The organism is Nostoc sp. ChiSLP03a (assembly GCF_034531215.2).
Lineage (GTDB): Bacteria > Cyanobacteriota > Cyanobacteriia > Cyanobacteriales > Nostocaceae > Nostoc.
In genome coordinates, this window is record NZ_JAVRBQ020000183.1 from 1 (window position 1) to 24,698 (window position 24,698).

The window sequence follows — 24,698 nt, forward strand, 5'->3', positions numbered from 1 at the left end:
TTTTATAAAGCTGCATAGAATTCGATCCCCCCTAGCCCCCCTTATAAAGGGGGGAACCAGAAAAACATATCAAAGTCCCCCTTTTTAAGGGGGATTTAGGGGGATCTAGATATGTGTAACTTCACATTAAATTGGTATTAATGCAGGTTAATGATAGCATTCATAATCGCTTCTGAACGGGGCAAACACCATGCTCTAAACTTTGAGTAAAAAGATTAAAAATCACCCTAAAGACTGAATACTTCGATCTACTGTCTGCACCTACACTAAATAGTCAAGGTGAGATTAACAAATGTCTATTGTTTTCAAATCAAAATAAATCAATTTTCTAAAAATTATTGATTGCATTAAACTTCCAGGTGCTAGAAAGCAGCAATATTTTCGGGTTATTTAAATAACGCACAGTATATGACTTAGAATCGCTTACAACGATTGCTTCTATCTACAGTATATGACTTAGAATCGCTTACAACGATTGCTTCTATCTGATTGGGTTTGCACTGTTACTTACTGGGCTATCTCTATTGTTCTGCAAAAAAGTTAAGGCAACTAATGCAGCAGCCCATTAAAACTTCCTGTTAATTAAAGCTTTGGTAGAATTAGATGAAATATTTAAATACGTTTGCCCTGGGTGTGGGCGTTAGTTTGAGTTAATTATCACAATCTTTCTTTAAATTAGATTCAAACTTTTGAAGGGTATTTGCAAACTAGGTAAGCTTTAGCATTGCAACTATTAGGTTTGATATTATCTTCTGACTTATTAGCCCCCTACTGTTTGGGGGCTTTCTATTGCAACTGAACGAAAGCTAAGAGAGCGATCGCTGGAAGAATTCAAAGTCCGGGAGATAGGTTCACAGGAATCCGGCACCAAGTAAGGAGAGATTGGCAACTTTTTCTTAGAGGAAACAGAGCGATCGCATACCACCGATTTTTTTGCTTAAAAAACTAAGCCTTTAACGTTACCTAAAGCAGAACAAACACTCACGCAATTGCGTGCAAAATGTGTTTAGTGATAGCTATCCTATTAGATAGAGTTTTAGTAAAATAGTCAGTTAATCTCACAGGTGTCTAACAATCAACAACAGCAATGCGAACTCTGCCAAAGAGAGATGGAATCTTTGACTGTCCATCACTTGGTTCCACGACAAAATACCAAACGCAAAAAACAAGACCCAGGCCCAACAGCAAATATCTGTTCTGCCTGCCATCGACAGATTCATGCTTTATTCGATAATAAGCTGCTGGCCTTTGAACTCAACACACTAGACAAGCTCAAAAATGAGCCGCAAATGCAGAAATTCTTGGTTTGGGTAAGAAAGCAAGACCCAGGTAAGCGGGTATCAGTCCATCGCTAAAAAGTAAGGTGGGATGGCGTAAGCGCGATGGCTAGGCGGATATGCCATCTCACGACTTGTACCCTAATATAGATGCGCTAGCGCTTTATGAAGAGTAGTAAGCAAGGGTAATATCAGTTATTGTAAACATTACTATGACTAACTTTCAACCTCCACTACCACAACATCAACTAGAGCCTGCGGGTATTACCTGTGTGCAAAAGTTTTCAGTCTGCTAATTGTAGGTCACTACAACTAGGTGTTACGCAGCACAACGTATATATTGCCCAAATGGGCATTTTATTTCTTTGATTTCCCTTAAGTGGGGGCTTGACATGATTCAATAGTACATTTAACCTAGTAGTTAATTAACCATTAGGTTAAATAAAAATGTCTAACGAACAACTGAGCCTTACCTTTGCTGCCCTAGCCGATCCTACACGGCGTGCAATTCTGGCTCACCTTGCTAAGGGTGAGGCATCGGTGAGTGAGTTAGCGAAGCCTTTTAAGATGAGTCTTCCTGCAATTTCAAAGCATATAAAGGTGCTAGAACGTGCTGGACTGATCTCGCAAAGTCGCGAAGCTCAATGGCGACCCTGCCAGATTAAAGCACAGCCGCTCAGGGACGCGGCGGATTGGATTGAGCAATATCGTCAATTGTGGGAACAGAGGCTCGATCGGCTTGATGATTACCTGCACGAATTACAAACTCAGGAGAAACAAAATGAGCAACATTGAGGATGACACTGATGCTCAATCTCAACGTGAGATCGCGATCGTCCGCGTCTTGAAAGCGCCGCGCTCCCTTGTGTTTCAAGCATGGACCGATCCGAAACACATAGCGCAGTGGTGGGGACCCAAAGGTTTTACAACCCGTGTGATTGAGATGGATCTGCGTCCCGGTGGGAAATGGCGCTACGTGATGACTGGCCCAGACGGCAGGGAGTACCCCGCCAAAGGTGTTTTTCGCGAAATCGTACCCTTTGAGAGGATTGTTACCAGTGATGAATTTGATGAAGGCTTTGAAAAAGTCGTAAATGCCGATTTACCAAAGGGAATGGTTGTAACAGCCATTTTCGAGGATTTAGATGGCAATACCAAACTCACACTCCAGATTATGCATGAGTCTATTGAGGATCGGCGTAAGCATGAACAGATGGGTGCGATCGAAGGGTGGAACTCGACTTTTGACTGCCTAGATGAGTTTTTGGCGAAAGCTTGAGTCTCTCTTGCTAGGGATGAGGTGCTTGTATGGACATCGAGCGGACGGTCTGCTTATTGTCTTTGTGGTCGATGACATCGATCGAGAATACATGCGAATCCAATCAGAAGGTGTACCCATTACAACTGCGATCAAGACTGAGCCTTGGGGAGAGAGATTCTTTCAGGTGACAGATCCGAATGGTGTCGTCATTCAACTCGTCCAGTGGGTTACGGAAAACACAGAAGAACTAGTGGTCTGCCAACCCAAAAATGCGCTTGTGAGGGCTGGGAAAAGAAGTTCATGTTAAAGGTTAAAGGAGTAAACATATGAGTCCCTTTCCCCCTTGCCCTTAAAAGAGCCAAATTTCCTTGGCGAACCACTAGGATGAAAGTACCTTTTACAGGTGGTTGTTTATGTGGAACTATCCGCTACAAATGTTCGGCAGAGCCAATAGTCATGGGCAATTGCCATTATCGCGATCGACTTGTCATTATGTATCGTGATTTAAGGCAGGCGATCGCCGCATAACAACGCCCATGCACGAATGGTACTAACTTAAGACACAGCCCTTGCCCTAACTGGTTAAGAGCCTCCAGGCTGGGAACGAGGCTACACAAGCTTTCGAGCTTTACAAGCGTGCCATTCGCCCAGGCACACCGACCACCGGGAGTCGATCGGTTATGATGCAAAGGCGATCTGCGGCGGGTGATGGACACCGTTAGGCGCTTGAAGTCATACTTAGGTGCATACAACAATGAAAACTCAGTACTTTACAGCGACAAGTCTTGATGGCTTCATTGCGACTGAGAATGACTCACTAGATTGGCTGTTTCCGCTTGGCGATTTGAATGACTCCAGCTATTCGGAGTTCATTTCAGACGTGGGTGCGTTGGCAATGGGATCGGCAACTTACGAGTGGATGATACGCAACGCCCAAAAGGTTGCCACTGAAACTGGCTTTGCGTGGCCATACACTCAGCCAGCCTGGATATTCTCTAGTCGCAAGCTGACAATAATCGAAGGTGCGAACATCCGATTCGTCAATGGAGATGTACGCCACGCTTACACTCAAATGCGAGCTGCTGCTGGCACCAAAAACATCTGGATAGTTGGAGGCGGAGATTTGGCTGGTCAGTTCTACGACGCTGGTTTACTCGATGAGCTGATCGTCCAGGTTGGCTCGGCCACCCTTGGCAAGGGTAAGCCGCTATTCCCTCGCAGAGTACTAAGCCCAGTTCTGCGCCTAGTGTCTGTTCATCATATGGGTGCTGGCATGGCTGAGTTGCGCTATGAAGTACACAAAGGCGGTGTGAGTGGAGCCGCCTAACAATTGCAATGCAGCGGACTGTTGAACATCCTGGTTGTGATGCAAAGCTGTTTGCTGCCGCTGATTGCAACCGTAGGATGAATTGCCAAAGGAGGGAAACTGATGAGTTCATTTGTGCTTGGTTTTCAAGATATTGACAAAACAAAACTCAAGGTTGTTGGGGGTAAAGGCGCGAACCTGGGGGAACTTACCAAAATTGAAGGAATCTCCGTACCAGATGGCTTTTGTATTTCTACTGAAGCTTTTAAAAGAATCATTGGGAAAACGCCGTCGATTAACGAATTACTCGCTCAGTTATCGCATCTATTGGTGGAAGACAGGGATAAAATCGGCGAACTTAGCGGTGAGATTCGCTCTTTCATCGAAGGGATAACCATTCCTGAAGACATTAATGAAGAGATCGCCCGCCTTCTCTCCAGGCTTGGAGAAAAAAATGCCTATGCAATACGCTCCAGCGCAACTGCTGAGGATTTACCGACAGCCTCCTTTGCAGGCCAGCAAGATACATATTTGAACATTATTGGAAAGGAGGCAATCTATCAGCATATCAGCAAGTGCTGGGCATCGCTATTTACTGAGAGAGCAGTAATTTACCGCTTCCAAAACGGCTTCGACCACCGTCAAGTCCACCTGTCTGTGGTTGTTCAGAAGATGGTCTTCCCGCAGGTGGCAGGAATTTTGTTTACTGCCGATCCCGTCACTTCTAACAGGAAAGTGTTATCCATTGATGCCAGCTTCGGACTTGGTGAAGCCTTGGTCAGCGGTCTGGTGAATGCTGATATCTATAAAGTGTGCAACGGCAAGGCGATCAATAAGAAGATTTCCACCAAGAAACTGGCTATTTACGCCTTAAAAGATGGCGGTACGAAAGAACAGGAGATTGAGGCTGAATGGCAGAATAGGCAAGCGCTGACAGACGAGCAGATTTTGCAGCTTGAGCAGATCGGTAGGAAGATTGAAGAACATTTCGGCTGCCCCCAGGACATCGAATGGTGTTTGGTTGATGAGACATTTTATATTGTCCAGAGTCGCCCCATCACGACTTTATATCCCATTCCTGAAGCAAACGATCGCCAAAATCACGTTTATGTATCTGTCGGTCATCAACAAATGATGACTGACCCCATCAAACCATTGGGATTGTCTTTATTCCAGTTAACAGCTGCTCGCCCCATGTATCAAGCTGGTGGAAGGTTGTTTGTTGATGTCACCCATGATTTGGCTTCGCCTGTGAAAAGAACAATTCTGGTAGATGTTTTGGGAAAATCCGATCCGCTTATAAGGGACGCACTTATGACCATACTAGATCGGGGAGATTTCATAAAATTGTTACCAGATGACAAGCAAGAACAAAGTTCCGGTAACAGCAATAAGGGGGCATCGTCTTTGGATTTTCAAACGCTGACCGAATACGATCCGGCGATCGTTCCCGATTTGATTGGGCGTAGTCAAACATCGATAGAAGATTTAAAACAGAACATCCAGACGAAATCAGGATCGGATCTGATTGATTTTATCCTGGAAGATATCCAGCGATTAAAGAAGAGTTTATCCGATCCACAAAGTTTTGGTGCGATCATGACTGCTATGAATGCTTCATCATGGCTCAATGAAAAAATGCAGGAGTGGTTAGGTGAAAAAAACGTAGCAGACACGCTTTCTCAATCTGTACCCAACAATATTACTTCCGAAATGGGTCTGGAACTATTGGATGTCGCAGATGTTATTCGTCCTTATCCTGAAGTAATTGATTATTTACAACGTGTAAAAGATGATAGCTTTTTGGATGAACTGATTAAGTTTGAGGGTGGACAGTCAGCTAGGGACGCTATCTATGCTTATCTAAACAAATACGGAATGCGATGTGTTGGGGAAATCGATATTACAAGACCTCGTTGGAGTGAAAAACCAATGACGCTTGTCCCCATAATTCTCAGTAATATCAAAAACTTTGAGCCTGGTGCGGGCGATCGCAAATTTGAGCAAGGGCGACAGGAGGCTTTGAAAAAAGAACAAGAGTTATTAAATCGATTGCAGCAATTACCGGATGGTGAACAAAAGGCCGAACAGACAAAACGAACGATCAACCTAATTCGTAATTTCATCGGTTATCGCGAATATCCAAAATACGGCATAGTTAACCGCTACTTCGTTTATAAGAAAGCTTTACTCAAAGAAGCCGAACAACTCGTACAAGCGGGCGTTATTAATGAAAAAGAAGATATATACTATCTCACTTTTGAAGAACTTCGCTCAGTTGTACGCATAAATAAACTGGATTACCAGATTATCAGCAAACGAAAAGACGAGTACAAATTATATGAAAAGCTAACTCCCCCACGTGTTATTACGTCTGATGGTGAAATCATTGCAGGTCGGTACAAACGAGAAAATCTCCCTGTCGAAGCTATTGTAGGTCTACCTGTTTCTTCCGGAGTTATAGAGGGACGAGCGCGTGTCATCTTAAACATGGAAGATGCGGATCTAGAAGATGGAGATATATTAGTCACCTCCTTTACTGACCCTAGTTGGACACCATTGTTTGTATCGATAAAAGGCCTAGTCACCGAAGTTGGTGGATTGATGACACATGGAGCAGTTATCGCACGTGAATATGGTATAAGTGCAGTTGTCGGAGTGGATAATGCTACTAAGCTGATCGATGACGGACAGAGAATTCGGGTTAATGGAACACAAGGGTATGTAGAAATTCTATATTAAAGCCAAAATTTCAAAATTGGATTTTAAATATTGAGGATTAATTTTTCTCAGAACTTACGCATTGGAATCGGAATGTCAGCAGATGCAGGAGATATGCGATCGCATTAATAAATTGCGGGAAAACGAGAACTTGGAAGAAGCCGCACGTTGTGATGAAGCATCTGGGGGAGGTGAAGCGACCGTATTTGACGGCTGTGGAAGAGAAGTGTAAATAAATAGACCATTTTAAATCATTAGACTTCTTGGCATTTGTCGGGAAAAGAGAAAGGGGAAAGGGGGAAAGGTTTGGTATTTTCCCTTTACCCAATAAAGATGAGTCCCTTTTCCCACAAGAGTGCAAAAAACACAAATGCGAAAAGGTCTATTGATAAGCCTATACAATAAGCTTTTTGAATGAGTGATTTGGGTCTGGCGGTACTAGCTATATTAATATTTCTCAATTTTTTGACAAATAAAATCCAGTATGAGTGAGGTGAATTTTTCAGGATACCAAAGTCCCCATTCGTGACAACCTTCTTCTACAGTCATTAACTTACTGTTGGGTATCTTCGCCGCCATTTCTTGAGCGTTACTTAATGGCGTAGTTAGGTCTTTCTCTGACCATAATAATAAACAAGGAGCTAGGATTTTTGGTAGTAAATAGCTGATGTCTTCGTACAAAGAAATTAGCAATCCTTGAAGAACATTTCCTGTATTAAATAACAGGTTATAATAGAAAACTAAAGGAATATCAACTAATTTCAACCTCAGTCTTGGTAAAAACAGTTGAACCGTCATTTCGATCCCCCTTCGCAGAATTATCTTCGGTATTGATAGCGTGGGAATTCCTGTACTATCTACCAGAATTACACTGGTAACTTTTTCTGGAACGCTTGCAGCTAAAGTAATAGCAATACCTCCGCCAAATGATTGTCCAACTAGATGAAAATGTTGTAACTCTAAAACTTCCAAGAACGAGAGGAGAAGTTTGCTGTAGCTAACGTAATCAAAAATTAGCCCAGAGTGACTCGATCTTGCAAAACTAGGCAAGTCAGGAGCAATTATGCTGTGGTGCTGTGCTAGTAGTGTCAGCACTTCTTGATAAGGCTGGGTAGAGATTCCCCATCCGTGTAAAAAGAGAATCGGGATTGAACTCGACTCCGACTTACTTTGCTGATAAAAAATAGTGCAATCCTGTAATTCGACCTGATGATTAGTTAATTGGGATTTCAAAACAACAACCTCACTCACTATAACCTGATAAATTACTTCTACTGTTATGTAACAGTAACAAGCCCACAGGTTTGACGAAACTTTTTACAAACATCTTATTTGTAATTAGTCATTTTTTACAGAAATTACATCCTCCGCTCACATTGATATTGGATTTCTTGGCAAAAGTCCGAGAAAAGGGGAAGGTCGGGTTCCAAGAAGGGGATAAGGTGCAGGATGAAAGGGAAAAGGTTCTGTATTGTTTCCTTCCCCTTCCCCTTTAACATGCACCCTTTTCCCCAAGAGTGCAAAAAGCACTTTTGCCAAGAGGTCTATTGACCAAAATAGCGCAATGCGGCAGTTGACTTGCGGTCACTGATTCGCCGTTGATGGCGACGCAAATGGCTGAACATCGCTTCCATTTTCAAGTTAGAGACTTCCAGAAAATAAATTATCCAATTTATTCAGATAATATATATTTATTTTCTTTTTCTCCCTGCCCCCTGCTCCCGGCTTTGCTGCCTACACAGCGATAGGATATTTTTTTAGTTGGAAGTACCTTATCTGGCGGCAAGCTTGGCATATGATAACAGTGCAATAAGTTAGCCCCGTATTTATCCGATAAACGTTGTAAATTGCCATTAACAGCATCTAAGTAAACGGCGTTATACTTGAACTCGCATTCATAATTTGATTTAAAATATTGCTAGAAAATAAGAGTTTATGAAATCTAAAGCTTCAGAAAAACTTAGAGTAGCGATCGCAAATATACCGTTTCGCTGTCAAATTAGCGATCGCACCTCAATTATAAAACTATGAAAATCCCTGAATTATTAGTTGATTCCATGCTCCCCTGCACCAACGAACTGACACGGCTCAAAGCAGTATATCAGTTTCAGGGTTTGGATGCTGTACCCAATCGAGCATTAGATGACTTAACAGCACTGGCAGCCGATCTGTGCGAAACTCCAATGGCACTGGTGAGTTTTATCGGAGCCGATCGCCAGTTGGTTAAGTCTAAGGTGGGAATCACATTAACAGAAATTCGCCGAGACATCGCGTTTTGTAACTATACCATTCGCCAGTCAGATATCTTTGTGATTCCAGATACCCTGGCCGATCCCCGCTTTGCCACCAATCCCTTCGTTATCAATGCTCCCAATATCCGATTTTATGCCGGAGTGCCCCTAGTAATAACTGGCGGTTGTGCCTTGGGTACACTCTGCGTCATGGACATTGAACCGCGCGATCTGAATCAGAAACAACGGAAAGGATTGCAGATACTCAGCCACCAAGTGGTAGCGCAATTGGAGCTAAAGCGCAACACCACGAAGTTGCGTCAAACGATCCCGGAAATCAAACAATTAAAACAGCAATTGATTACCCAGGAATTGGTTGGTCAACAAGATTCAATTCTGTTTAATCTGGCAAATCAAATCCGTAATTCTCTGGATCTGGACACGATTTTACAAACGGCAGTGAATGAGATTCATACTCTGTTGCAAGTCGATCGCTGTGACTTTGTGTGGTGTCTGCCCAACAAAGATCGGTTCAACTTTATGGTGACTCACGAAGCGACTAACCCAGAGATTCAGATGGCGTTGGGGGAACTTTCCCTTGGCCCAGGCTCCGTTCTGGCAGAAACTATCTTAAATCTAGATATGTTAAGGATTGAGGATGTTTCTACTACCTCAGAGGCACTCACCCCGGAGGATCGCGTCCTGCTGCATCAACTGGCAGTAACCTCGGTGCTGTTGCTGCCACTGAGAACCCATTCTGGTCAATTGGGTGCTATTATTTGCCATCACTGTCGCGGTTCGCGCCAATGGACTGATAGCGAAGTCCGGTTACTCAAAGCTGTCACCGATCAAGTAGCGATCGCTCTCGATCAGGCAGAACTGCTTGCCCAAACACGAGCAACCGCCTTTGCCGCTCAAACTCAAGCCACCTATCTAGGAAACGCCCTGAGCCAGTTACAGCAAACCCAAATGCAACTGGTACAGCAAGAGAAGATGTCTAGCCTGGGACAATTGGTGGCCGGAGTTGCCCACGAAATCAACAACCCGGTCAACTTTATTAATGGTAATATTGCTTATGCAACCAACTATGTTCGGGATTTACTGGAACTATTGCATCTTTATCAAGCAACCTATCCCAATGGAACTGATGCTATTCAGGAAAAGATAGAATCCATCGATCTTGATTTCTTGATGCAAGATTTGCCTAATCTATTGTCGTCGATGCAAATGGGTGGAGAACGAATTCGGCAAATTGTCCTATCTCTGCGCAACTTCTCGCGCTTGGATGAAGCCGAGATGAAACCTGTGGATATCCATGAAGGGATTGACAACACGTTGTTAATTTTGAAGAGTCGGTTGAAATTAACTAGTGCCAAGTTTGAGATTCAGGTGATTAAAGCATACGAAAATTTACCGCCTGTTGATTGTTATGCGGGGCAGTTGAATCAAGTATTTATGAATCTTTTGGGTAACGCGATCGATGCCTTAGATGAAACGCCTAATCCGATCGTTACCATTCAAACAGAACTCATTAGTAAAGAAAAATTGGGTAGTTCCGATCTATCCCAATTCTCCCACGCAGATAGTGTACTGATTCGGATTCGAGATAACGGTTCTGGGATGACAGAAACAACCCAGCAAAAACTGTTCAATCCATTTTTCACCACCAAACCCATCGGCAAGGGAACCGGTCTAGGACTGTCCATCAGCTATCAAATTGTGGTTGAAAAACATGGCGGCATTTTGAAATGTTCATCAGAACAGGGGAAAGGCAGCGAGTTCTTGATTCAAATTCCGGTTGAGCCTCTGGTTAAAAGTACTTGAAGTATGTATAAAATTATCAAAATATCAATTGTTCAAGTCTTTCTTTGGGAATGCTAGGCTAAACGCCAACGATGATTGACTCATCGACTTGTAAAGTATGTCAAATGGTACGACAAGCTCACCGATTGTTCTCGCACTTGATGACAGCCCTGTGATTCATCAAATGATTAAACGAGCGTTAGAACCGGGCTATCAAGTAATAACAGCCGCTAACGCGGTTGATGCCTTGTCGATCATTTATCATCAACCGATTTCAGTCTTGCTATTGGATGTGCAGATGCCGGACGTAAACGGGTTGGAGTTTTGCCGCACGGTGCGGAGCCTGCCCCAGTTTCAGCATTTGCCCGTGATTATGGTGACTTCTCAAGATTCCCCCTTTGATCGGGTGAAGGGTCATCTGGCGGGTGCAACAGAATATCTGATCAAACCTTTTGATGCTGAACAATTGCGCGAAGCTGTACGAAAATTTATTGGCTCTTGATCTGCTTGTTCATCAGACTTCGGCTTGAGCGCTCAGTCGAACGCTGCCCACCCCACAACAGTTATATAAATCTTAGATATGCAAATTAGATGTGGTTTAGCTTAACAGTGTGCGGTGGGTAAAACATTAGTGCAGAATGACGATTTGCTAAGATTGGCACAGCCAGTTTTCTATCCTGACAGCCTTGCGGCGGCGATCGCGGAGATTTCTACCCATGACTCAAACTGCACCCAACGTCCCCAAGTTGATGACAATGGAGGAATACCTTGCCTATGACGATGGTACTGACACGCGCTATGAGCTTGTAGATGGAGAGTTAGTAGAAGTGCCGACTGAATCCCCAGAAAACTGCAAGCTTGCCAAACTCCTGATGTTGGAATTAGCAAAATACATTTCGATTGTGCTAATCAACCTCAAAGATATGGAAATTGCGGTGAGTGGCAAACGAGCAAAGGTGCGCTTACCCGATCTGACCATACTAAGTGAAGAAGGATACGCAACGCTGGCAGGACAACGCAGCAACACAATTACCCAAGATATGCCACCGCCAATCTTGGTGGTTGAGGTGGTTTCACCTGGACAAGACAACCGCGACCGAGACTATCGTTACAAACGCACAGAATATGCGGCGCGAGGGATTGCGGAATACTGGATTATTGACCCGGAAAGGCAACAAATGACGCTGTGCTTATGGGTGAATGGGCAATATGAAGACACGATTTATACGGGTGATACCCCCCTAGCATCGACGATCGTTCCTAGTTTTAAGTTGAGTGCTGCTCAGATTCTGGCATTTGGACAAAATTAGCACTTTAGATAAAATGCGTTGCACGTTATAGGACTTCCAGAGAATAAATTAATCAATTTATTTAAATGATATTCTTCTTTCTCCCCCCTGCTCCCTGCTCCCTGCTCCCCTGCTTACACAGTGATTGATTATTTTTTTAATTGGAAGTCCCTATAGCTACACCTAACCCGGCCGATAACTGGAAATTCGATTCAATAGCATGGGAGCAATTTCGCCGATCGCCAAAATATGTTGGGCGGCTCCCAAAGCGATCGCTTCTTTGGGCATCCCGAAGACAACTGAGGTTTGTTCATCTTGGGCAATGGTAGTGCCTCCGGCTTGGGCGATCGCTTGTAATCCATCTGCACCATCTCGTCCCATGCCAGTCAGCAAAATACCAACCGCCGATCGCGGGTAGCAGGTGGCAACGGCTTGAAACAAAGCTGTGACGGAGGGACGATGCCCGGAAACGGCAGGGGTGCTGACGGTGGTTAATCGCCCTTGAGTATCGAGTTGCAGGTGTTGTCGTTCGGGAGCGAAGTAGACAGTACCCGGTTTGGGAAATTCTCCCGGTTGGGCGATCGTCACCCGCAGGAAACATTCTGCTGCTAGCCAATCTACCAGTCCTTGCAGAAATCCTTCGCTGATATGTTGGACGCACAGAATGGGTACGGGAAAGTTGGCAGGCAGTTGTTTTAGGATCGCGTACAATGCCTGGGGGCCGCCTGTGGAGGCTCCGATCGCCACGACTTTGGGCAGGGAAAACGGGGAATTACGAATGGGGAAGTGCGAGTTACTGACAGGTTTTGGGCTGAATGGTTCTGGCTTTTTTTTAGGGCTAAGAGGATGCGTTCTGGGTTCTACCGTCGCACGGGAAGTGTGGCGAGTAAAGACTGTAACCCCTGCCAGAACTTTGATCCGGTTGATTAATTCGTGCTTGACTTGTTCGTAGTCTGAAAGCGAGTCAATGTTGGGTTTGGGAAAAACATCCAAAGCACCCGCTTGCAGCAGTTTAAAAACATTGCAGGAATCTTCTTGAGTGTTGACGGAGGTGCTGATTACCAGAATGGGACGGGGATAGTCAGTCATAATCCGGCGGGTGAGTTCCAGTCCATCCATTTTGGGCATGTGTAAATCGGTGCAAATTACCTGGGGCTGTGCGGCTGGAATTCGCTCCAATGCTTCCACGCCATTGGGAGCAGTTCCCACCACATCCACTTCCGGGGAACTCGCCAGAATCCGCTTGAGGATGGTTAAGGCGACGAGCGAATCCTCCACCAGAAAGACGCGAATCGGGGCAGAGTTTTTCATCAATTGACAGTAAGTTGAGATTTTATAGCAGGAGGCAGGGGGCAGGGGGCCGGAGGCAGAGGGCAGGGGGCAGAAGGTAAAACTATTACTAATTCCTAGCATTCACGTTTTCAAAATGTCCTAACCTATGTGACTACGGCTATACGAGAAAATTCTTCTTCATTCATCCGCAAACCTCTACACTAACCGTTTGAGGGCTGAGAGCAAAGCTTCTTGATTGAAGCTGCCTTTGATAATGTAGGCATTGGCTCCGGCTTCCGCACCCCGACGTTTATCCTCATCGCTGGCAAGGGAAGTAACCAGGATAATTGGAAGTTCGCTATATTCTTGATATTGGCGGATTTTGGCAGTTAACCCCAAGCCATCGAGATTGGGCATTTGCACATCGCTAATAACGGCATCAACGGTGTGCGATCGCAGCTTGTTCAATCCATCCAAACCATCCACAGCAGTAATCACTTGATAACCTGCGGTTTCTAAAATTCGCTTTTCTTGCGTGCGTGTGGCAATAGAATCTTCCACTAATAAGACGGTTGGTTTTGTGGGTGCAAGTTGACGAGTTTGGGTAGAAGAAATGGACTGCGATCGCGATCGGGCTGACTTCACCAAATCCTGGGGATTCAGCACCATACACACATCTCCAGTGCCTAAAATTGTTGCCCCAGAAACATTGCGGACTCGTTTAAGTAACTGACTTTGGGGTTTAATCAATACATCTTGCTCATCCACTAAGGCATCTACCACTACACCCAGTTGTGCTTGCCCAACCTGAAGAATAATACAGGAAAGTGCCGTTTCTTGAGTTAATCCAGATGGCATCGGGGGCAGTTCTAATAGATCGGCCAACTGCACAATCGAAATCGGTTGGCTATCCCGAATGATTGTGTCACGTCCCTCCAAGGGAAAAATCTCTTCTGATTTTATCAAGCAAGCGGTTTGCACAAACTCCACTGGGATGGCGTAAGGCATTTGATTCACTTGCACAATCAAGACATGGGCGGTTGCCAAGGTGATACCGAGATTGACGCGCAGCGTACATCCCTGTCCGGGAAATGATTCTACCTGAATCGTACCTTTCAATTTCTCGACATTAGTTTGCACCACATCCAGCCCCACACCCCGTCCTGATACTTCTGTAAGCAGGGGAGCTGTTGAAAACCCCGGTGCGAAAATCAACGCCTGGATCTGGCTGGGAGTCATTGCTGCCGATTCTTCCTCCCCGCAAATGCCCCGTTTCACCGCTATTTGTTTGATTCTATCCAGGTCAAGCCCCCGGCCATCATCACTGATTTCCAGCACAATGTTAGTGGGAGTTTGGTAAGCTTTGAGCCGAATTGTTGCCGTTGTTGGTTTTCCTAACCGTTCCCGTTCCTGTGGTGGCTCAATCCCGTGATCGATCGCATTCCGCAAAATGTGCATTAGCGGATCTTTCATTTCTTCCAACAGGCGTTTGTCGGCAAGGGTGTCTTTGCCTTCTGCGATCAACTCCACGAATTTTCCCTGCTGCTGCGCCAGATCGCGCACCATGCGAGGAAAGAGGTTGAAAATCGTTGCAAAGGGCAGCAATCGCAGGGTACGAATACCTTCTTCTAAATCGCTACTTAGTTGTTCCAGTCGGGTTGTGTCTTCTGAAAGGGAACTCTGCAAGGTTTTCACCAAATGGCCCAATTGCTCTAATCGTTTTTCCGAGTGATGATGAAAAGTTTCTAGACGTTGCAGGGCGACATCACCTTGTTGCTCTCGGCTGAACGCAAACCGATTAGTGAATAAATCTCGATTCCATTCTTCCCACAAATTAGCGATCGCCTCAATTTCTCCCAGCCGATGAGCAATCCGAATTTTGGTGACAGTTAACTCCCCTGCTTGCGTCATCAACGTATCCAGGTGGCGAGTGCCAACACGGATGGTTTCGATGCGGTAGCTAGAAGAGTGCTGAGTGCTGAGTGCTGAGTGCTGAGTGTGGAGTGTGGAGTGTGGAGTGTGGAGTGTAGAGTGTAGAGTGCTGAGTGTGGAGTGTGGAGTGCTGAGTGTGGAAAATGCAGAGCGGATCTTTTCATTCTCCGTATCCCCTTGTCCCATTGTCCCCTTATCTACCCCTGCTCCCCTTGCTCCCATCAATTCTGCCAGAACAGAAAAGGTATCAACCTTGGCAGGTTCTCCGGTGACGGCTTCATGAACGAGTTTGCGGATAGCGGCGATCGCATGAGCGAGGCGTTCATAGGGTGAGTCTGTTGTAGCATTGCCCAACCAAGATGCAGGATTTTCTTGTTGCTTGAGTTGAGTCAAAATATGCTCAATTTGATGTGCCAGAGTGCCTACATCTTTGACTCCCAGCATATTGGCATCGCCTTTGAGGGAATGCGCCTCTCGCATCAAGGCTTCTAGGACAGCCAAATCTTCGGGATGGTTTTCCAGATGCAGTAATCCATCATCCAGGTTTTGCAGGTGTTCTTCGCTGGCTACTTTGAAAACGTCTCTCAGTTCTTCATCATCGATCATCATGGTGTTATCTCAGGGGTTAGGGGGCAGGGGGCAGGGGGCAGGGAGATGGATTTTTGATTATGGTTACTAGAATGTCTAGAACTCGGTTGTGAGTTCCATAGAGCATAGAGTTCTCTGCTTGTTTCAAAGTTGAGATAATCGCATTTAACTGCGAATTTAAGCCAAGTTTGGGTTTCTGCCGCAACTGAATCAGAATCATTCAATTTAGCGACAAAAGCCGTCTGATAACGACGCTTTATCCATGCTTCTGCAAGATTTGCACAAACAGAACGAGATAGCGAAGCGTTAGCGACATTAAAAGCGTCTGAACGGCGAATTTTATCAGCCATTTTGTATACTTCCAAGCCTTTATGACTTTTAATTGATTCTTTTTCCATTCCCCTCTGCTCCCTGCCCCTTTTCCTCTTCATTAAATGGTTGCCTTGAGTGCTTGCACTGACTCGTTTAGTTGTTGAGTACCAGAGCGGATCTGGCTAATGCCACTGGCAGTTTCACGCGCAGCAATATTCAGGTCATTCATGGCAGAGACAATTTGCTGAATGGCGATCGCTTGCTGGTTGATATTGAGTGAAATCTGTTGACTGTTGATGACAATGTTATTCACTGCACCTTCTACACCTGCAAAGGATTCTGATGTTTCCTGGGCAATTCGCGTCCCTTCTTCTACAGTTTTAGTGCCTTCATGGGTGACAACGACAGTGATGCTGATGGCAGATTGAATGTCCCCTACCAAGGTGCTAATCTTTTCGGTTGATTTTTTGCTCTGGTCTGCTAATTTGCGAATTTCCGCAGCGACAACGGCAAAACCTTTACCATGCTCTCCTGCGCGAACTGCTTCTACAGCCGCATTTAACGCCAGCATATTAGTCTGACTTGCCAACTCGCCTACCAAACCAGAGATACTGCCAATCTGCTTGGTTTGTTCATTTAAGCGTGTGATATGCTCTGCAATGGCTGCGACTTTCTGCTGTAGGGTTTCCATGCCCTTGAGGGTACGTTTTACAGCATCAGCACCGTTACCTGCAAGGATCAACGCCTGCCGTGCGCCTGCTACCGCCGATTCTGCTTGTTCGGCTGACTGCTGCGATGAGGCTCCCAATTCGTCGATGGTGATAGTGGTTTGATTGACAGAAGTTGCCTGCCGAGTCGCAGTTCGTTCTTGTTGCTCAACCGCAGCGGCGATTTCATTGGTAGAAGCAGCCATTGTTTGAACAATTTGAGCAATTTTGCCTGTCAACGGTTTAGCAATTTTGTTGCTCAGAAAAAATCCTAGTAAGATAGCCCCCAGAGGGCCAGCAATAATACCAGTAACCACCCAACCTGTGGTCAAGCGGGTATCGTCACTGGCGGCTTTATTTGCATCTTCAGCAGTATCCTGATTAATTTTGATCAGTTGCAACAATGAGTTAGTTGCAGCGGCCAAGGAAACATCATTTTTGACAACAGCGTTTTGTCTGAGCTTTGTCAGTCGATCGGCAGCAGCGATCGCCACCTTCATTTCTGGAGAATTTTCTCGCTTCTGGCTGGTCAATTCCAGCTGTCTGGCAATGGGGTTTACAACACCTAACCGGGCAAAATCCTGGTAAGCGTGAAGATAGGCAGCATGATCCTGCCTCCACGCCTGCCACTGTTGCTTAAACGTCTGATAGAGTTTGTCCTCGTCGGGGCTGCGGGGCGTGGTTTCATATTCCTCAAGACCTGCGTCAATCTGCTTCCAGGCTGCCTGCATTCGATTTAACTCAGACTGTTTGGCTGCTGCGGGTAATTCGGGGTTGAGAATCGCTCGTTCTGCCGACTGGATCTGGGTCTGCCCTTCATTCACTCTCCACAATCCGTCGATGCTGGGGAGACTGTTATTACTGAGAGTGTCGATATGGCTGCTTAATTGATGAGTACCCCGCCAGCCAAAAAACCCAACGACCAAAACAACACCGCCCATCAGCAAAAACGATCCCATCAATCGTCCATGCAGAGACATATTTTTTAACATAACTGTAACTCCAATACATTTTTAGACAACGGCTTTTAGTTCTTGGGCGGCATCATTCAGGCGTTGGGTGCCGACTTTAATTTGACTAATACCAGAGGCGGTTTCCCTAGCGGAAATATTCAGCGAGTTCATGGCTTCTACCACCTGTTGCACCGCGATCGCCTGTTGATTGGAAGTAAGGGAAATTTGTTGACCATTTAGCGCGATCGTTTTGATCGCATCCACAATCTTTTCTACGGTTTTCGTGCCTTCATCTGTCACCATAACGGTGGAATTGGTCGATTTTTGAATGTCTAAAACCAGTAGATTAATTTTTTCAGCCGATCGCTTACTCTGGTCTGCCAGTTTGCGAATTTCGGCAGCAACAACCGCAAAGCCTTTGCCATGTTCCCCGGCTCGCACGGCTTCTACTGCCGCGTTGAGCGCTAGCATGTTAGTTTGACTTGCTAAGTCACTTACCAGGGTGGAGATCGTGCCGATTTGATTGGTTTGTTCGCTTAGATGAAGAATTTGGGTAGCAATATCGCCTACTTTCTCGCGTAGACTCGATTGGCTGAACTGACCCTCTTGAGTGCGACCATCTACCAGCAACAACACCTGCTGCGCCCCTGCGGCTGAGGCTTCTGCTTGTTCGGCAGACTGGCGCGAGGAAGCCGCCAATTCATCCATTGTTGTGGTAGTTTGGTTGACAGAAGTGGCTTGTTGGATGGTGGCGCGTTCTTGCTGCTCGATCGTCGTGGCAATTTCGGTTGTAGAAGTTGCGATCGTGCTGGCAGAGGCGTTCATCTGGCGGGAAGTGCGGCTAATGACCCAGATGCCAATCAAAACAGATACCACCAGGGAGAGTCCACTACTTAACATCACCGTGAACTTGAGGGCATTGAGCGCCTCTTGCTGCTCTTTCGCGGCAATTGCAAAAGTCTGATCTTCTCGCTGCTGCATTTCTCCAATCATGTCTACGACATCCTGCCCTTGATTGCGGGAATTTCCTTGACTCCAGCTTTCAACGGCTTCTTTGACTTTGCCCCGATCCACTGTTGCCATCAGGTTATCGTCAAAAGCAATCTGTTTATTCAGCAGTTCCTCTAGTTTGGTTAAAGATTGTCGTTCCTCTTGCGATCGGGCAAGTGTTATCAGTTTTGCTAGAAATTCCTTGGAATCCTTTTGAGCCTTTTGGTAGCTCTCAAACGATTGCTGATTTTTTTCTAACAAATAGCTTCGATTTGCCTTAGAACTACTTTGCACGCTAACAGAAAGATCGTCGAGTATTGAGTTAATGTCATAAGAAGACAATAAATTTTCTGACCGTTGGTTCACCGTGTTGATATTGACGATCGTTGCTCCGGCAGAAATTAACAATGCCAGCACGGGAACTGCATACCCGCTAATAATCCAGTATCTTAGTCTCCAGTTTCGTTTGCTTTCCATCTTGCGATCTCCTGTAAGTGAATAAGTTTGAGAATTTCCAAATATTGCTATTACACAATTTTGGATTTTAGATTTTAGATTTTAGATTGACCCATCAAGCTACGGTATACATCAATACCTTTCGGTTAAGGGGGAAGGGGGCAGGGAGCAGGGGGAAGGGGAAGGCGGAAAGGGAAAAGGGGAAATAAAAGCTTTTAACCCAAACCCAGTAACTTTTCCCAAAGCCCAATTTCAAGTTAAAAATGCTTAACCGAACAGTATTGCGGTATACACACAAATCTCTTAATCTGCACCTTTGTTGCATTGACCTGCACCTTTGTTGCATTGACCTGCATCTTTGTTGCATCGACCTGCACCTTTGTTACATCGACCTGCACCTTTGTTGCATCGACCTGCATCTTTGTTGCATTGACCTGCAAAAATTAACTTACTCTCCGTTACGCAGTAACTCTAAAAAACTTGTGTGTAACAGTAGGCTTCACAGCAGCACGAAGGGGCCATTTCCCCCTGCTCCCTGCCCCCTGCTCCCTGCCTCCTGCCTCCTGCCCCTTCCTTCCCCCGATTACACAACACTCTGTAGCTTATAAGCTGCATCATTGAGTTGGTGAGTGCTAACGCGAGTCTGACTGATGCCGATGGCTGTCTCTCTAGCAGAGCTATTGAGTGCATTCATTGCCTGTAAAATTTGCTGAACCGCAATGGATTGCTGGCTAGCGTTTAACGAGATTTGCTGAATATTCAACACCATCCGGTTGACGGCATCGGTGACATTGATAAAGACCTCCACCGTCTGCTTAGTTATTGCCGCGCCCTGTTGAGCAGTTTTTGTACTTTCATCTGTCATCACAACGGTTGAGTGGATGGCGGATTGAATGTCATTCACCAGCACATTAATTTTTTCAGCCGATCGCTTACTCCGATCTGCCAGTTCGCGAATTTCGGCGGCGACGATTGCAAAGCCCTTCCCCTGTTCCCCTGCCCGGACTGCTTCTACTGCCGCATTTAGCGCTAGCATATTAGTTTGATTTGCTAAGTCGCTCACCAACCCGGAAATATTGCCAATTTGCTTAGTTTGTTCGTTCAGGCGCAGCATTTGGTCTGCTACTGCACTAACTCTGTGGCTCAAGGCTGCCATTCCTTCCAAGGTGCGGTTCAGTGATTGATTGCCTTGATCTGCCAAATTTAAGACTTGTTGAGCGCTGGTTGAGGCAGTGGATGCTTGCTGGGCAGACTGTTGAGCAGAGGCGCTGAGTTCGTCCATTGTAGTGGTAGTTTCGCTGACCGAGGCTGCCTGTTGGTTAGCAGTGCGTTCTTGTTCCTCGATTGTGGCGGCAATTTCAGCCGTTGAGGTAGCGATCGCACTGGCTGATTCATTTATCTGTCGAGCAGTGCGGCTAATTATCCAGATGCCAGTTAAAACCGACAACAGCAAGGAGAGTCCAGTCGCGGACAGAATTGTGAGCTTGAGCGTATCGAGCGCTGCTTGTTGTTCCTTGGCAGCCAAAATTACATTCTGGTCTTCTCGGCGCTGAACTTCATCGATCGCACTTGTCAGGCGATCGACCATACTACGAGCATTTTCATGACTCCAGGTTTCAATAGCTTCCTGAACCTTGCTTTGATTCACTTTGCCAATCAAATCATCCTCGACAACCATTAAATTATTCAGCAGCCCCTCTAGCCTGGTTAATGACTGTTGCTCTTGCTCTGTTCTGGCAAGCGACATGAGCTTTGACAAAAGCTCGTTGAAGCTTCTTTGAGATTTTTGATATTCGTCAAAGGATGTCTGATTTTTTTCTAACAAATAGCCCCGAACTGACTTAGAACCGCTCTGCACATTCGTAGCAAGGGCATTAATCGCTGAATTAACTTTATAGGAAGAAACTAAATCTTGCGATCGCTGACTCACCAAGTTGATATTAATAAATATCAGCCCCGCAGAAATTACCAACGCCAGAATGGGAACTCCATAGCTGCCCATAATCCAGTATCTCAGTTTCCAATTTCGCTTACTTTGCATCTTGTTATTTCTTGTGAATGAATGAGTTCAAGGATTTGCCAATATTTCTATCATTTGTAATCTTTGCGATCGGATTTTTGAATCAACGGAAAATTGCACAACATTCCGTAGTTTATCGGCTGCGTTATCTCTGCAAGTTTGCTGGGAATCTCAAATCTGCGAAACCTAACCCTAGTGGTTGTGAGGGCTGGGAAAAGGGCAGGGGAGCAGGGGAGCAAGGGAGCAGGGGAGAAGTTTTAGTAAGTCTTTCCCCTCTGCCCCTTTCCCCTTTACCCCGCTTGCGTCACGAAAGCCTTAGACTTCTTCATTGACAACCAATACCTCTGAAGTCAGCAATTTAGACAAATTGATAATGCTCATCATCCGATCGCGATAAGGTGCGACACCCTGAAGATAGTCGTCTTTGGCAGAATTCAAGGCAATCGGAGGCGCGGTCATTTGAGAGGGATGAATATACGTCACATCAAAAATGTCATCGACGGCAATGCCCGCCACTCGTCGATCCAGACGCACGACAACGGCTTGCTGATGCAATCGCACCCCATTCATAGGCAGATCGACCACATTATTGATGTTAATTAAGGTGACAATTTCGCCGCGCAAGTTGATGTTGCCAACAATGTGCGGCGGACAGCAGGGAATTGGGGTAATCTTGTGAATCTCGGTAAACTCATGCACCGTTTCCAAGCCAAACCCAAAGTACTCACCCGCCAACCCCACAACCGCTAAAGGCAAAAGCGATGCCGAATCCTCGTCATCAATCGAACACCGCAGAGCTTCAGTTCGCTCTTGCAAAATCTGTCGCTCCTGGGAATCGAAATGAGCGTATAAGCCTTGATTTAGGGCTGAATCAGAAGAGTGTTTTTGTGCGTCATTGACTGAGCCGTTGTTAAAATCAGACTCTATAAAGGCGTATTGCACCAACAGTTCGGGATTGAGCAATGTCACGATGCCGTCCTCAAGGTTGGCAATACCAGTCACCAATCTATCCGACAAACTCTCTTTTGATCGATCGCAAACATTGGCAGCGATCCGATCGAGTGCGATCGCTTGCACGCTATCCACTTGATTGACGATGATTCCGAGTCGTTGAGTTTGCCACTCCACGATAATCATACTGTCAGTCAATTGAAAAGGGGGACGTGCTTGTTCTAAATGGCGATATAAATCCATCACGGGGAGAAACTTCCCTCGCAGATTAATCACGCCTAAAATTGTGCTGGAAGTTTTGGCGATCGCAGTCACTTCTGGCAGAAAGAAGAGTTCTTGCACGGCTGTAGCCGGAATCCCATAGCGTGAATGGTTGAGTTTAAACATTAAATAAGATTCATGGCTCATAACTAGTTGAATTTAAGTGCTTAAGAACGTGTGCTTTTAGTTCAGCAGTGGTTTGCTGATTATGGAAATCGATCGCTTCTTGGGGTAGATTTTGCAAAATTTCAAGAAGCGATCGCCAGGTTTTTTGAGCCTGTTTTTCATTTCCCTCTCGTTCATATATAAAACCCAATTCCAGGTGAGCAGTAACAGAATTAGGAGCGAGATAAATAATACGTTTTAAGAATAATTTGGCGCTGTCGCGATCTCCTTGCTCTTCGGCAATTTGAGCCAACAAATGATAAGGTTCGATCGCCAATGGGCCGATCTGGAGTGCCTGCTGACACGCCTGACTCGCCTGAGAGTAATCGCCAAAATTCGCGTAAGCTTCTGCCATCAAACAATATGCCTGAAAGTGTTGGGGAACAAGAGCAATCAGTTGTTGGGCTAATTGAATGACATCGGCATAAGCTTCTTGAATTAGCGATTCTTTGGCTGCATCTAAAAGAGTTTGAGTGTTGGCGCTCACGTCAAAGCCCGTCTCCAAGCTTGGGAGAGAGGGATGGTTCGGATAAGCAGGGGAGGCAGGGGGTGCAGGGGAGGGAAGAGAGTTATTAATATTAAACAATTTCTCTTCCCCTGCTTCTCTTCTTTCCCTGCTCGCCTCAACAGATAACTTTGTTAACCAAACCGGATTGAGAGAGGGGTAAGAAATTTCGGTTTCCCTGCTCTCAATGGCAGCAGGTGTTATGGTATTCAAGACTTTGCTCTGCTCCTTGAGTGAGCTATGTCTTTGATAAACGGCAGATTGCGGAAAATTTTTGACTTGAAACGGTTCAGTTGTTTGTCCGTGTAATTCCGTGTGGCCTGTGAGCAGAAAACCTCCCGGTGTCAGAGAGTAGTAAAACTTGTCTATAACTTGGGCGATGGCGTTGAAGTCAAAATAAATAAACACATTGCGGCAAATAATCAAATCGAAATCGTGAATGCTAGACGCGTAAGCCGGAAAGTTATCCTGCATCAAGTTTCCAGGTTGAAATGTAACCATTGCTTGAATAGCAGGATCGATTTTCCAACCTTTTTTGTGGGATTGAAAGTAGCGATTTTTGATTTCTTCAGTGGTTGTCCGAAAAGACCAATCGCTGTAAATTCCTTGTTGAGCCAGGGCGATCGCGCGTTGATTAATATCTGTGCCTAAAATCAGAATGTCCCATGTCTGATTGTTAGGGATTAGTTCCTTCACCAGAATGGCAAGTGAGTAAGCTTCTTCACCAGTCGAACACCCGGCACTCCAAAGCCGTAATGTCGGTCGATAAAGTTCTCCATTAGCAGCGTTGCACTGAGTTAAACTAAGCTCTCGTTTGCGCTCGATTAACTCTGGGAGCAGCTGATTTTTGAGCAGCGACATCTGCCCTTGATCGCGAAAAAAATAAGTTTCAGTGACAGTGAGTAAAGAGATTAGTTCTCGCCACTCTGTCGCACCAGGAACTAATTGATTTCTTGCCACCAAGAACTGATAATAATCATTAAGCGAGCATAATCCCAGCGCCCGGATGCGAGTTAAAAGATTTTTCTTTAATCTATCTTGATAGTGTGGTTTGATATGAATGCCGAATGTATCAGCAATCAGATCGACCATCTGTGACAAACTAAAGTCATCACTGTGTTGAGAATTGGGTTCAAGTAAAATGGGGCGAGCGCTGCTAATCTGATTCATCACTAAATTATTTTTGAGCCGATACGCTTAGGTTTCCCATTTCAATCTGTTTATTCAGATTTGTATGATATTTAATATTGAATTCTTTGCCGTCGTGATTGCTGCTCCGCTTGGCAGACATTAATGCTCTTGATTTGCCTGCGACTTCAATCACAGGGCGAATCTCGATGATACCAACTTGCACTGATGGAATCTGGGCAGCAATTGCGATCGCTTCGTCAAGATCCTGGGCAGATCGCCACATTTAAAGGCGGGATGTCTGCGATGGGCTACGCCTACGCTAAACCTGTGTAATTCGCTTTTCCCATCATCTCAAGACGCGATCGCCAGGGTTCTGCCGAGTGGGATGTCACTAGCTTGCTGACACAACCACAGGCGATCGCAGAATTTTACGAATTGTTAAATAAACGTAAGTTTGACAAGCCTTTTTTTGACCTCTCCCCCAACCCCTCTTGGACACTGGTCTTCTTTAGTCTAAAGTCCAGTAGTAGAGTTGGCACAAGAAAAGGGATTGTAGGGAAGAGTTGG

The 24,698-nt window shown here is 45.4% G+C and carries 23 protein-coding genes; 13 read left to right on the plus strand and 10 right to left on the minus strand.

What is annotated here, in order from left to right; genetic code table 11:
• The first annotated feature begins 1,064 nt into the window (after positions 1–1,064).
• The 8 genes from RMY32_RS30625 (at position 1,065) to RMY32_RS30660 (ending at position 6,797) form a co-directional block, all read left to right on the plus strand.
• The gene (locus RMY32_RS30625; protein ID WP_322712234.1) at positions 1,065–1,355 is read left to right on the plus strand and encodes an HNH endonuclease; all 291 of its coding nucleotides are present in this window, start codon (positions 1,065–1,067) and stop codon (positions 1,353–1,355) included.
• A gap of 369 nt (positions 1,356–1,724) precedes the next feature.
• Positions 1,725–2,072 carry a metalloregulator ArsR/SmtB family transcription factor gene (locus tag RMY32_RS30630; RefSeq protein ID WP_322694684.1) on the plus strand — a complete coding sequence of 116 codons (348 nt, stop codon included), beginning with the start codon at positions 1,725–1,727 and terminating at the stop codon, positions 2,070–2,072.
• Entirely contained in the window at positions 2,059–2,556 is a 498-nt protein-coding gene (locus tag RMY32_RS30635; protein ID WP_322694685.1) for an SRPBCC domain-containing protein, read from the plus strand. The genes RMY32_RS30630 and RMY32_RS30635 overlap by 14 nt, the downstream gene beginning before the upstream one ends.
• Positions 2,534–2,845 (plus strand): VOC family protein, encoded by a 312-nt coding sequence (locus RMY32_RS30640; protein ID WP_409884383.1) that lies wholly within the window; start codon positions 2,534–2,536, stop codon positions 2,843–2,845. Before RMY32_RS30635 ends, RMY32_RS30640 begins: the two co-directional genes overlap by 23 nt.
• A 77-nt stretch (positions 2,846–2,922) precedes the next feature.
• Positions 2,923–3,066, plus strand: a complete 144-nt coding sequence (locus RMY32_RS30645; protein WP_322712235.1) for a hypothetical protein — start codon at positions 2,923–2,925, stop codon at positions 3,064–3,066.
• A 226-nt stretch (positions 3,067–3,292) separates the two neighbouring features.
• Entirely contained in the window at positions 3,293–3,865 is a 573-nt protein-coding gene (locus tag RMY32_RS30650; RefSeq protein WP_322712236.1) for a dihydrofolate reductase family protein, read from the plus strand.
• Between the two features lie 102 nt (positions 3,866–3,967).
• Positions 3,968–6,586, plus strand: coding sequence for a phosphoenolpyruvate synthase (gene ppsA / locus RMY32_RS30655; protein WP_322712237.1), 2,619 nt, complete (start codon positions 3,968–3,970; stop codon positions 6,584–6,586).
• Between the two features lie 61 nt (positions 6,587–6,647).
• Entirely contained in the window at positions 6,648–6,797 is a 150-nt protein-coding gene (locus tag RMY32_RS30660; protein WP_322712238.1) for a hypothetical protein, read from the plus strand.
• A gap of 215 nt (positions 6,798–7,012) precedes the next feature.
• On the opposite strand, the gene RMY32_RS30665 is transcribed toward RMY32_RS30660, so the two are convergent.
• A complete protein-coding gene (locus RMY32_RS30665; protein ID WP_322712239.1) occupies positions 7,013–7,798 on the minus strand; it encodes an alpha/beta hydrolase in 786 nt (261 codons plus the stop codon).
• A 794-nt stretch (positions 7,799–8,592) separates the two neighbouring features.
• Here RMY32_RS30665 and RMY32_RS30670 point away from each other — a divergent pair.
• The 4 genes from RMY32_RS30670 (at position 8,593) to RMY32_RS30685 (ending at position 11,909) form a co-directional block, all read left to right on the plus strand.
• Positions 8,593–10,620: a GAF domain-containing protein gene (locus RMY32_RS30670; RefSeq protein WP_322712240.1), complete on the plus strand. Its 2,028-nt coding sequence runs from the start codon at positions 8,593–8,595 to the stop codon at positions 10,618–10,620.
• 97 nt (positions 10,621–10,717) lie between these two features.
• Complete coding sequence (locus RMY32_RS30675; protein WP_322712241.1) at positions 10,718–11,101, plus strand: response regulator; 384 nt, start codon at positions 10,718–10,720, stop codon at positions 11,099–11,101.
• A gap of 114 nt (positions 11,102–11,215) precedes the next feature.
• The gene (locus RMY32_RS30680) at positions 11,216–11,377 is read left to right on the plus strand and encodes a hypothetical protein (protein ID WP_322712242.1); all 162 of its coding nucleotides are present in this window, start codon (positions 11,216–11,218) and stop codon (positions 11,375–11,377) included.
• Positions 11,316–11,909 carry a Uma2 family endonuclease gene (locus tag RMY32_RS30685; RefSeq protein ID WP_322712243.1) on the plus strand — a complete coding sequence of 198 codons (594 nt, stop codon included), beginning with the start codon at positions 11,316–11,318 and terminating at the stop codon, positions 11,907–11,909. The genes RMY32_RS30680 and RMY32_RS30685 overlap by 62 nt, the downstream gene beginning before the upstream one ends.
• Positions 11,910–12,071: 162 nt before the next feature.
• On the opposite strand, the gene cheB is transcribed toward RMY32_RS30685, so the two are convergent.
• The 6 genes from cheB to RMY32_RS30715 form a co-directional block, all read right to left on the minus strand.
• Positions 12,072–13,199: a chemotaxis-specific protein-glutamate methyltransferase CheB gene (gene cheB / locus RMY32_RS30690; RefSeq protein ID WP_322712244.1), complete on the minus strand. Its 1,128-nt coding sequence runs from the start codon at positions 13,197–13,199 to the stop codon at positions 12,072–12,074.
• Between the two features lie 177 nt (positions 13,200–13,376).
• Positions 13,377–15,701, minus strand: coding sequence for a hybrid sensor histidine kinase/response regulator (locus RMY32_RS30695; RefSeq protein WP_322712245.1), 2,325 nt, complete (start codon positions 15,699–15,701; stop codon positions 13,377–13,379).
• Positions 15,698–16,078, minus strand: a complete 381-nt coding sequence (locus RMY32_RS30700) for a four helix bundle protein (protein WP_322712246.1) — start codon at positions 16,076–16,078, stop codon at positions 15,698–15,700. Before RMY32_RS30700 ends, RMY32_RS30695 begins: the two co-directional genes overlap by 4 nt.
• Positions 16,079–16,110: 32 nt before the next feature.
• Positions 16,111–17,691 (minus strand): methyl-accepting chemotaxis protein, encoded by a 1,581-nt coding sequence (locus RMY32_RS30705; RefSeq protein ID WP_322712247.1) that lies wholly within the window; start codon positions 17,689–17,691, stop codon positions 16,111–16,113.
• 21 nt (positions 17,692–17,712) lie between these two features.
• A complete protein-coding gene (locus tag RMY32_RS30710) occupies positions 17,713–19,119 on the minus strand; it encodes a methyl-accepting chemotaxis protein (protein WP_322712248.1) in 1,407 nt (468 codons plus the stop codon).
• 562 nt (positions 19,120–19,681) lie between these two features.
• Entirely contained in the window at positions 19,682–21,139 is a 1,458-nt protein-coding gene (locus RMY32_RS30715; protein ID WP_322712250.1) for a methyl-accepting chemotaxis protein, read from the minus strand.
• A 17-nt stretch (positions 21,140–21,156) separates the two neighbouring features.
• Here RMY32_RS30715 and RMY32_RS30720 point away from each other — a divergent pair, with 17 nt between their 5' ends.
• Positions 21,157–21,450 carry a hypothetical protein gene (locus tag RMY32_RS30720; protein ID WP_322712251.1) on the plus strand — a complete coding sequence of 98 codons (294 nt, stop codon included), beginning with the start codon at positions 21,157–21,159 and terminating at the stop codon, positions 21,448–21,450.
• Here RMY32_RS30720 and RMY32_RS30725 read toward each other — a convergent pair.
• The 3 genes from RMY32_RS30725 to RMY32_RS30735 are packed head-to-tail and all read right to left on the minus strand — an operon-like array spanning position 21,434 to position 24,414.
• Positions 21,434–22,456 (minus strand): chemotaxis protein CheW, encoded by a 1,023-nt coding sequence (locus RMY32_RS30725; RefSeq protein ID WP_409884391.1) that lies wholly within the window; start codon positions 22,454–22,456, stop codon positions 21,434–21,436. The genes RMY32_RS30720 and RMY32_RS30725 overlap by 17 nt on opposite strands.
• A 10-nt stretch (positions 22,457–22,466) precedes the next feature.
• A complete protein-coding gene (locus tag RMY32_RS30730) occupies positions 22,467–24,170 on the minus strand; it encodes a CheR family methyltransferase (RefSeq protein WP_322712254.1) in 1,704 nt (567 codons plus the stop codon).
• A gap of 7 nt (positions 24,171–24,177) precedes the next feature.
• Positions 24,178–24,414: a YciI family protein gene (locus RMY32_RS30735; RefSeq protein WP_322712255.1), complete on the minus strand. Its 237-nt coding sequence runs from the start codon at positions 24,412–24,414 to the stop codon at positions 24,178–24,180.
• Positions 24,415–24,698: the final 284 nt, after the last annotated feature.

What these genes read in the sequence shown, in the direction of transcription:
- RMY32_RS30630 (WP_322694684.1), top strand. Translation starts at nt 1,725, where the DNA reads ATGTCTAACGAACAACTGAGCCTTACCTTTGCTGCCCTAGCCGATCCT.
- RMY32_RS30635 (WP_322694685.1), top strand. Translation starts at nt 2,059, where the DNA reads ATGAGCAACATTGAGGATGACACTGATGCTCAATCTCAACGTGAGATC.
- RMY32_RS30640 (WP_409884383.1), top strand. Translation starts at nt 2,534, where the DNA reads ATGAGTTTTTGGCGAAAGCTTGAGTCTCTCTTGCTAGGGATGAGGTGC.
- RMY32_RS30645 (WP_322712235.1), top strand. Translation starts at nt 2,923, where the DNA reads ATGAAAGTACCTTTTACAGGTGGTTGTTTATGTGGAACTATCCGCTAC.
- RMY32_RS30650 (WP_322712236.1), top strand. Translation starts at nt 3,293, where the DNA reads ATGAAAACTCAGTACTTTACAGCGACAAGTCTTGATGGCTTCATTGCG.
- ppsA (WP_322712237.1), top strand. Translation starts at nt 3,968, where the DNA reads ATGAGTTCATTTGTGCTTGGTTTTCAAGATATTGACAAAACAAAACTC.
- RMY32_RS30670 (WP_322712240.1), top strand. Translation starts at nt 8,593, where the DNA reads ATGAAAATCCCTGAATTATTAGTTGATTCCATGCTCCCCTGCACCAAC.
- RMY32_RS30675 (WP_322712241.1), top strand. Translation starts at nt 10,718, where the DNA reads ATGTCAAATGGTACGACAAGCTCACCGATTGTTCTCGCACTTGATGAC.
- RMY32_RS30685 (WP_322712243.1), top strand. Translation starts at nt 11,316, where the DNA reads ATGACTCAAACTGCACCCAACGTCCCCAAGTTGATGACAATGGAGGAA.
- cheB (WP_322712244.1), bottom strand. Translation starts at nt 13,199, where the DNA reads ATGAAAAACTCTGCCCCGATTCGCGTCTTTCTGGTGGAGGATTCGCTC.
- RMY32_RS30695 (WP_322712245.1), bottom strand. Translation starts at nt 15,701, where the DNA reads ATGATGATCGATGATGAAGAACTGAGAGACGTTTTCAAAGTAGCCAGC.
- RMY32_RS30700 (WP_322712246.1), bottom strand. Translation starts at nt 16,078, where the DNA reads ATGGAAAAAGAATCAATTAAAAGTCATAAAGGCTTGGAAGTATACAAA.
- RMY32_RS30705 (WP_322712247.1), bottom strand. Translation starts at nt 17,691, where the DNA reads ATGTTAAAAAATATGTCTCTGCATGGACGATTGATGGGATCGTTTTTG.
- RMY32_RS30710 (WP_322712248.1), bottom strand. Translation starts at nt 19,119, where the DNA reads ATGGAAAGCAAACGAAACTGGAGACTAAGATACTGGATTATTAGCGGG.
- RMY32_RS30715 (WP_322712250.1), bottom strand. Translation starts at nt 21,139, where the DNA reads ATGCAAAGTAAGCGAAATTGGAAACTGAGATACTGGATTATGGGCAGC.
- RMY32_RS30720 (WP_322712251.1), top strand. Translation starts at nt 21,157, where the DNA reads ATGAATGAGTTCAAGGATTTGCCAATATTTCTATCATTTGTAATCTTT.
- RMY32_RS30725 (WP_409884391.1), bottom strand. Translation starts at nt 22,456, where the DNA reads ATGTTTAAACTCAACCATTCACGCTATGGGATTCCGGCTACAGCCGTG.
- RMY32_RS30730 (WP_322712254.1), bottom strand. Translation starts at nt 24,170, where the DNA reads ATGAATCAGATTAGCAGCGCTCGCCCCATTTTACTTGAACCCAATTCT.
- RMY32_RS30735 (WP_322712255.1), bottom strand. Translation starts at nt 24,414, where the DNA reads ATGTGGCGATCTGCCCAGGATCTTGACGAAGCGATCGCAATTGCTGCC.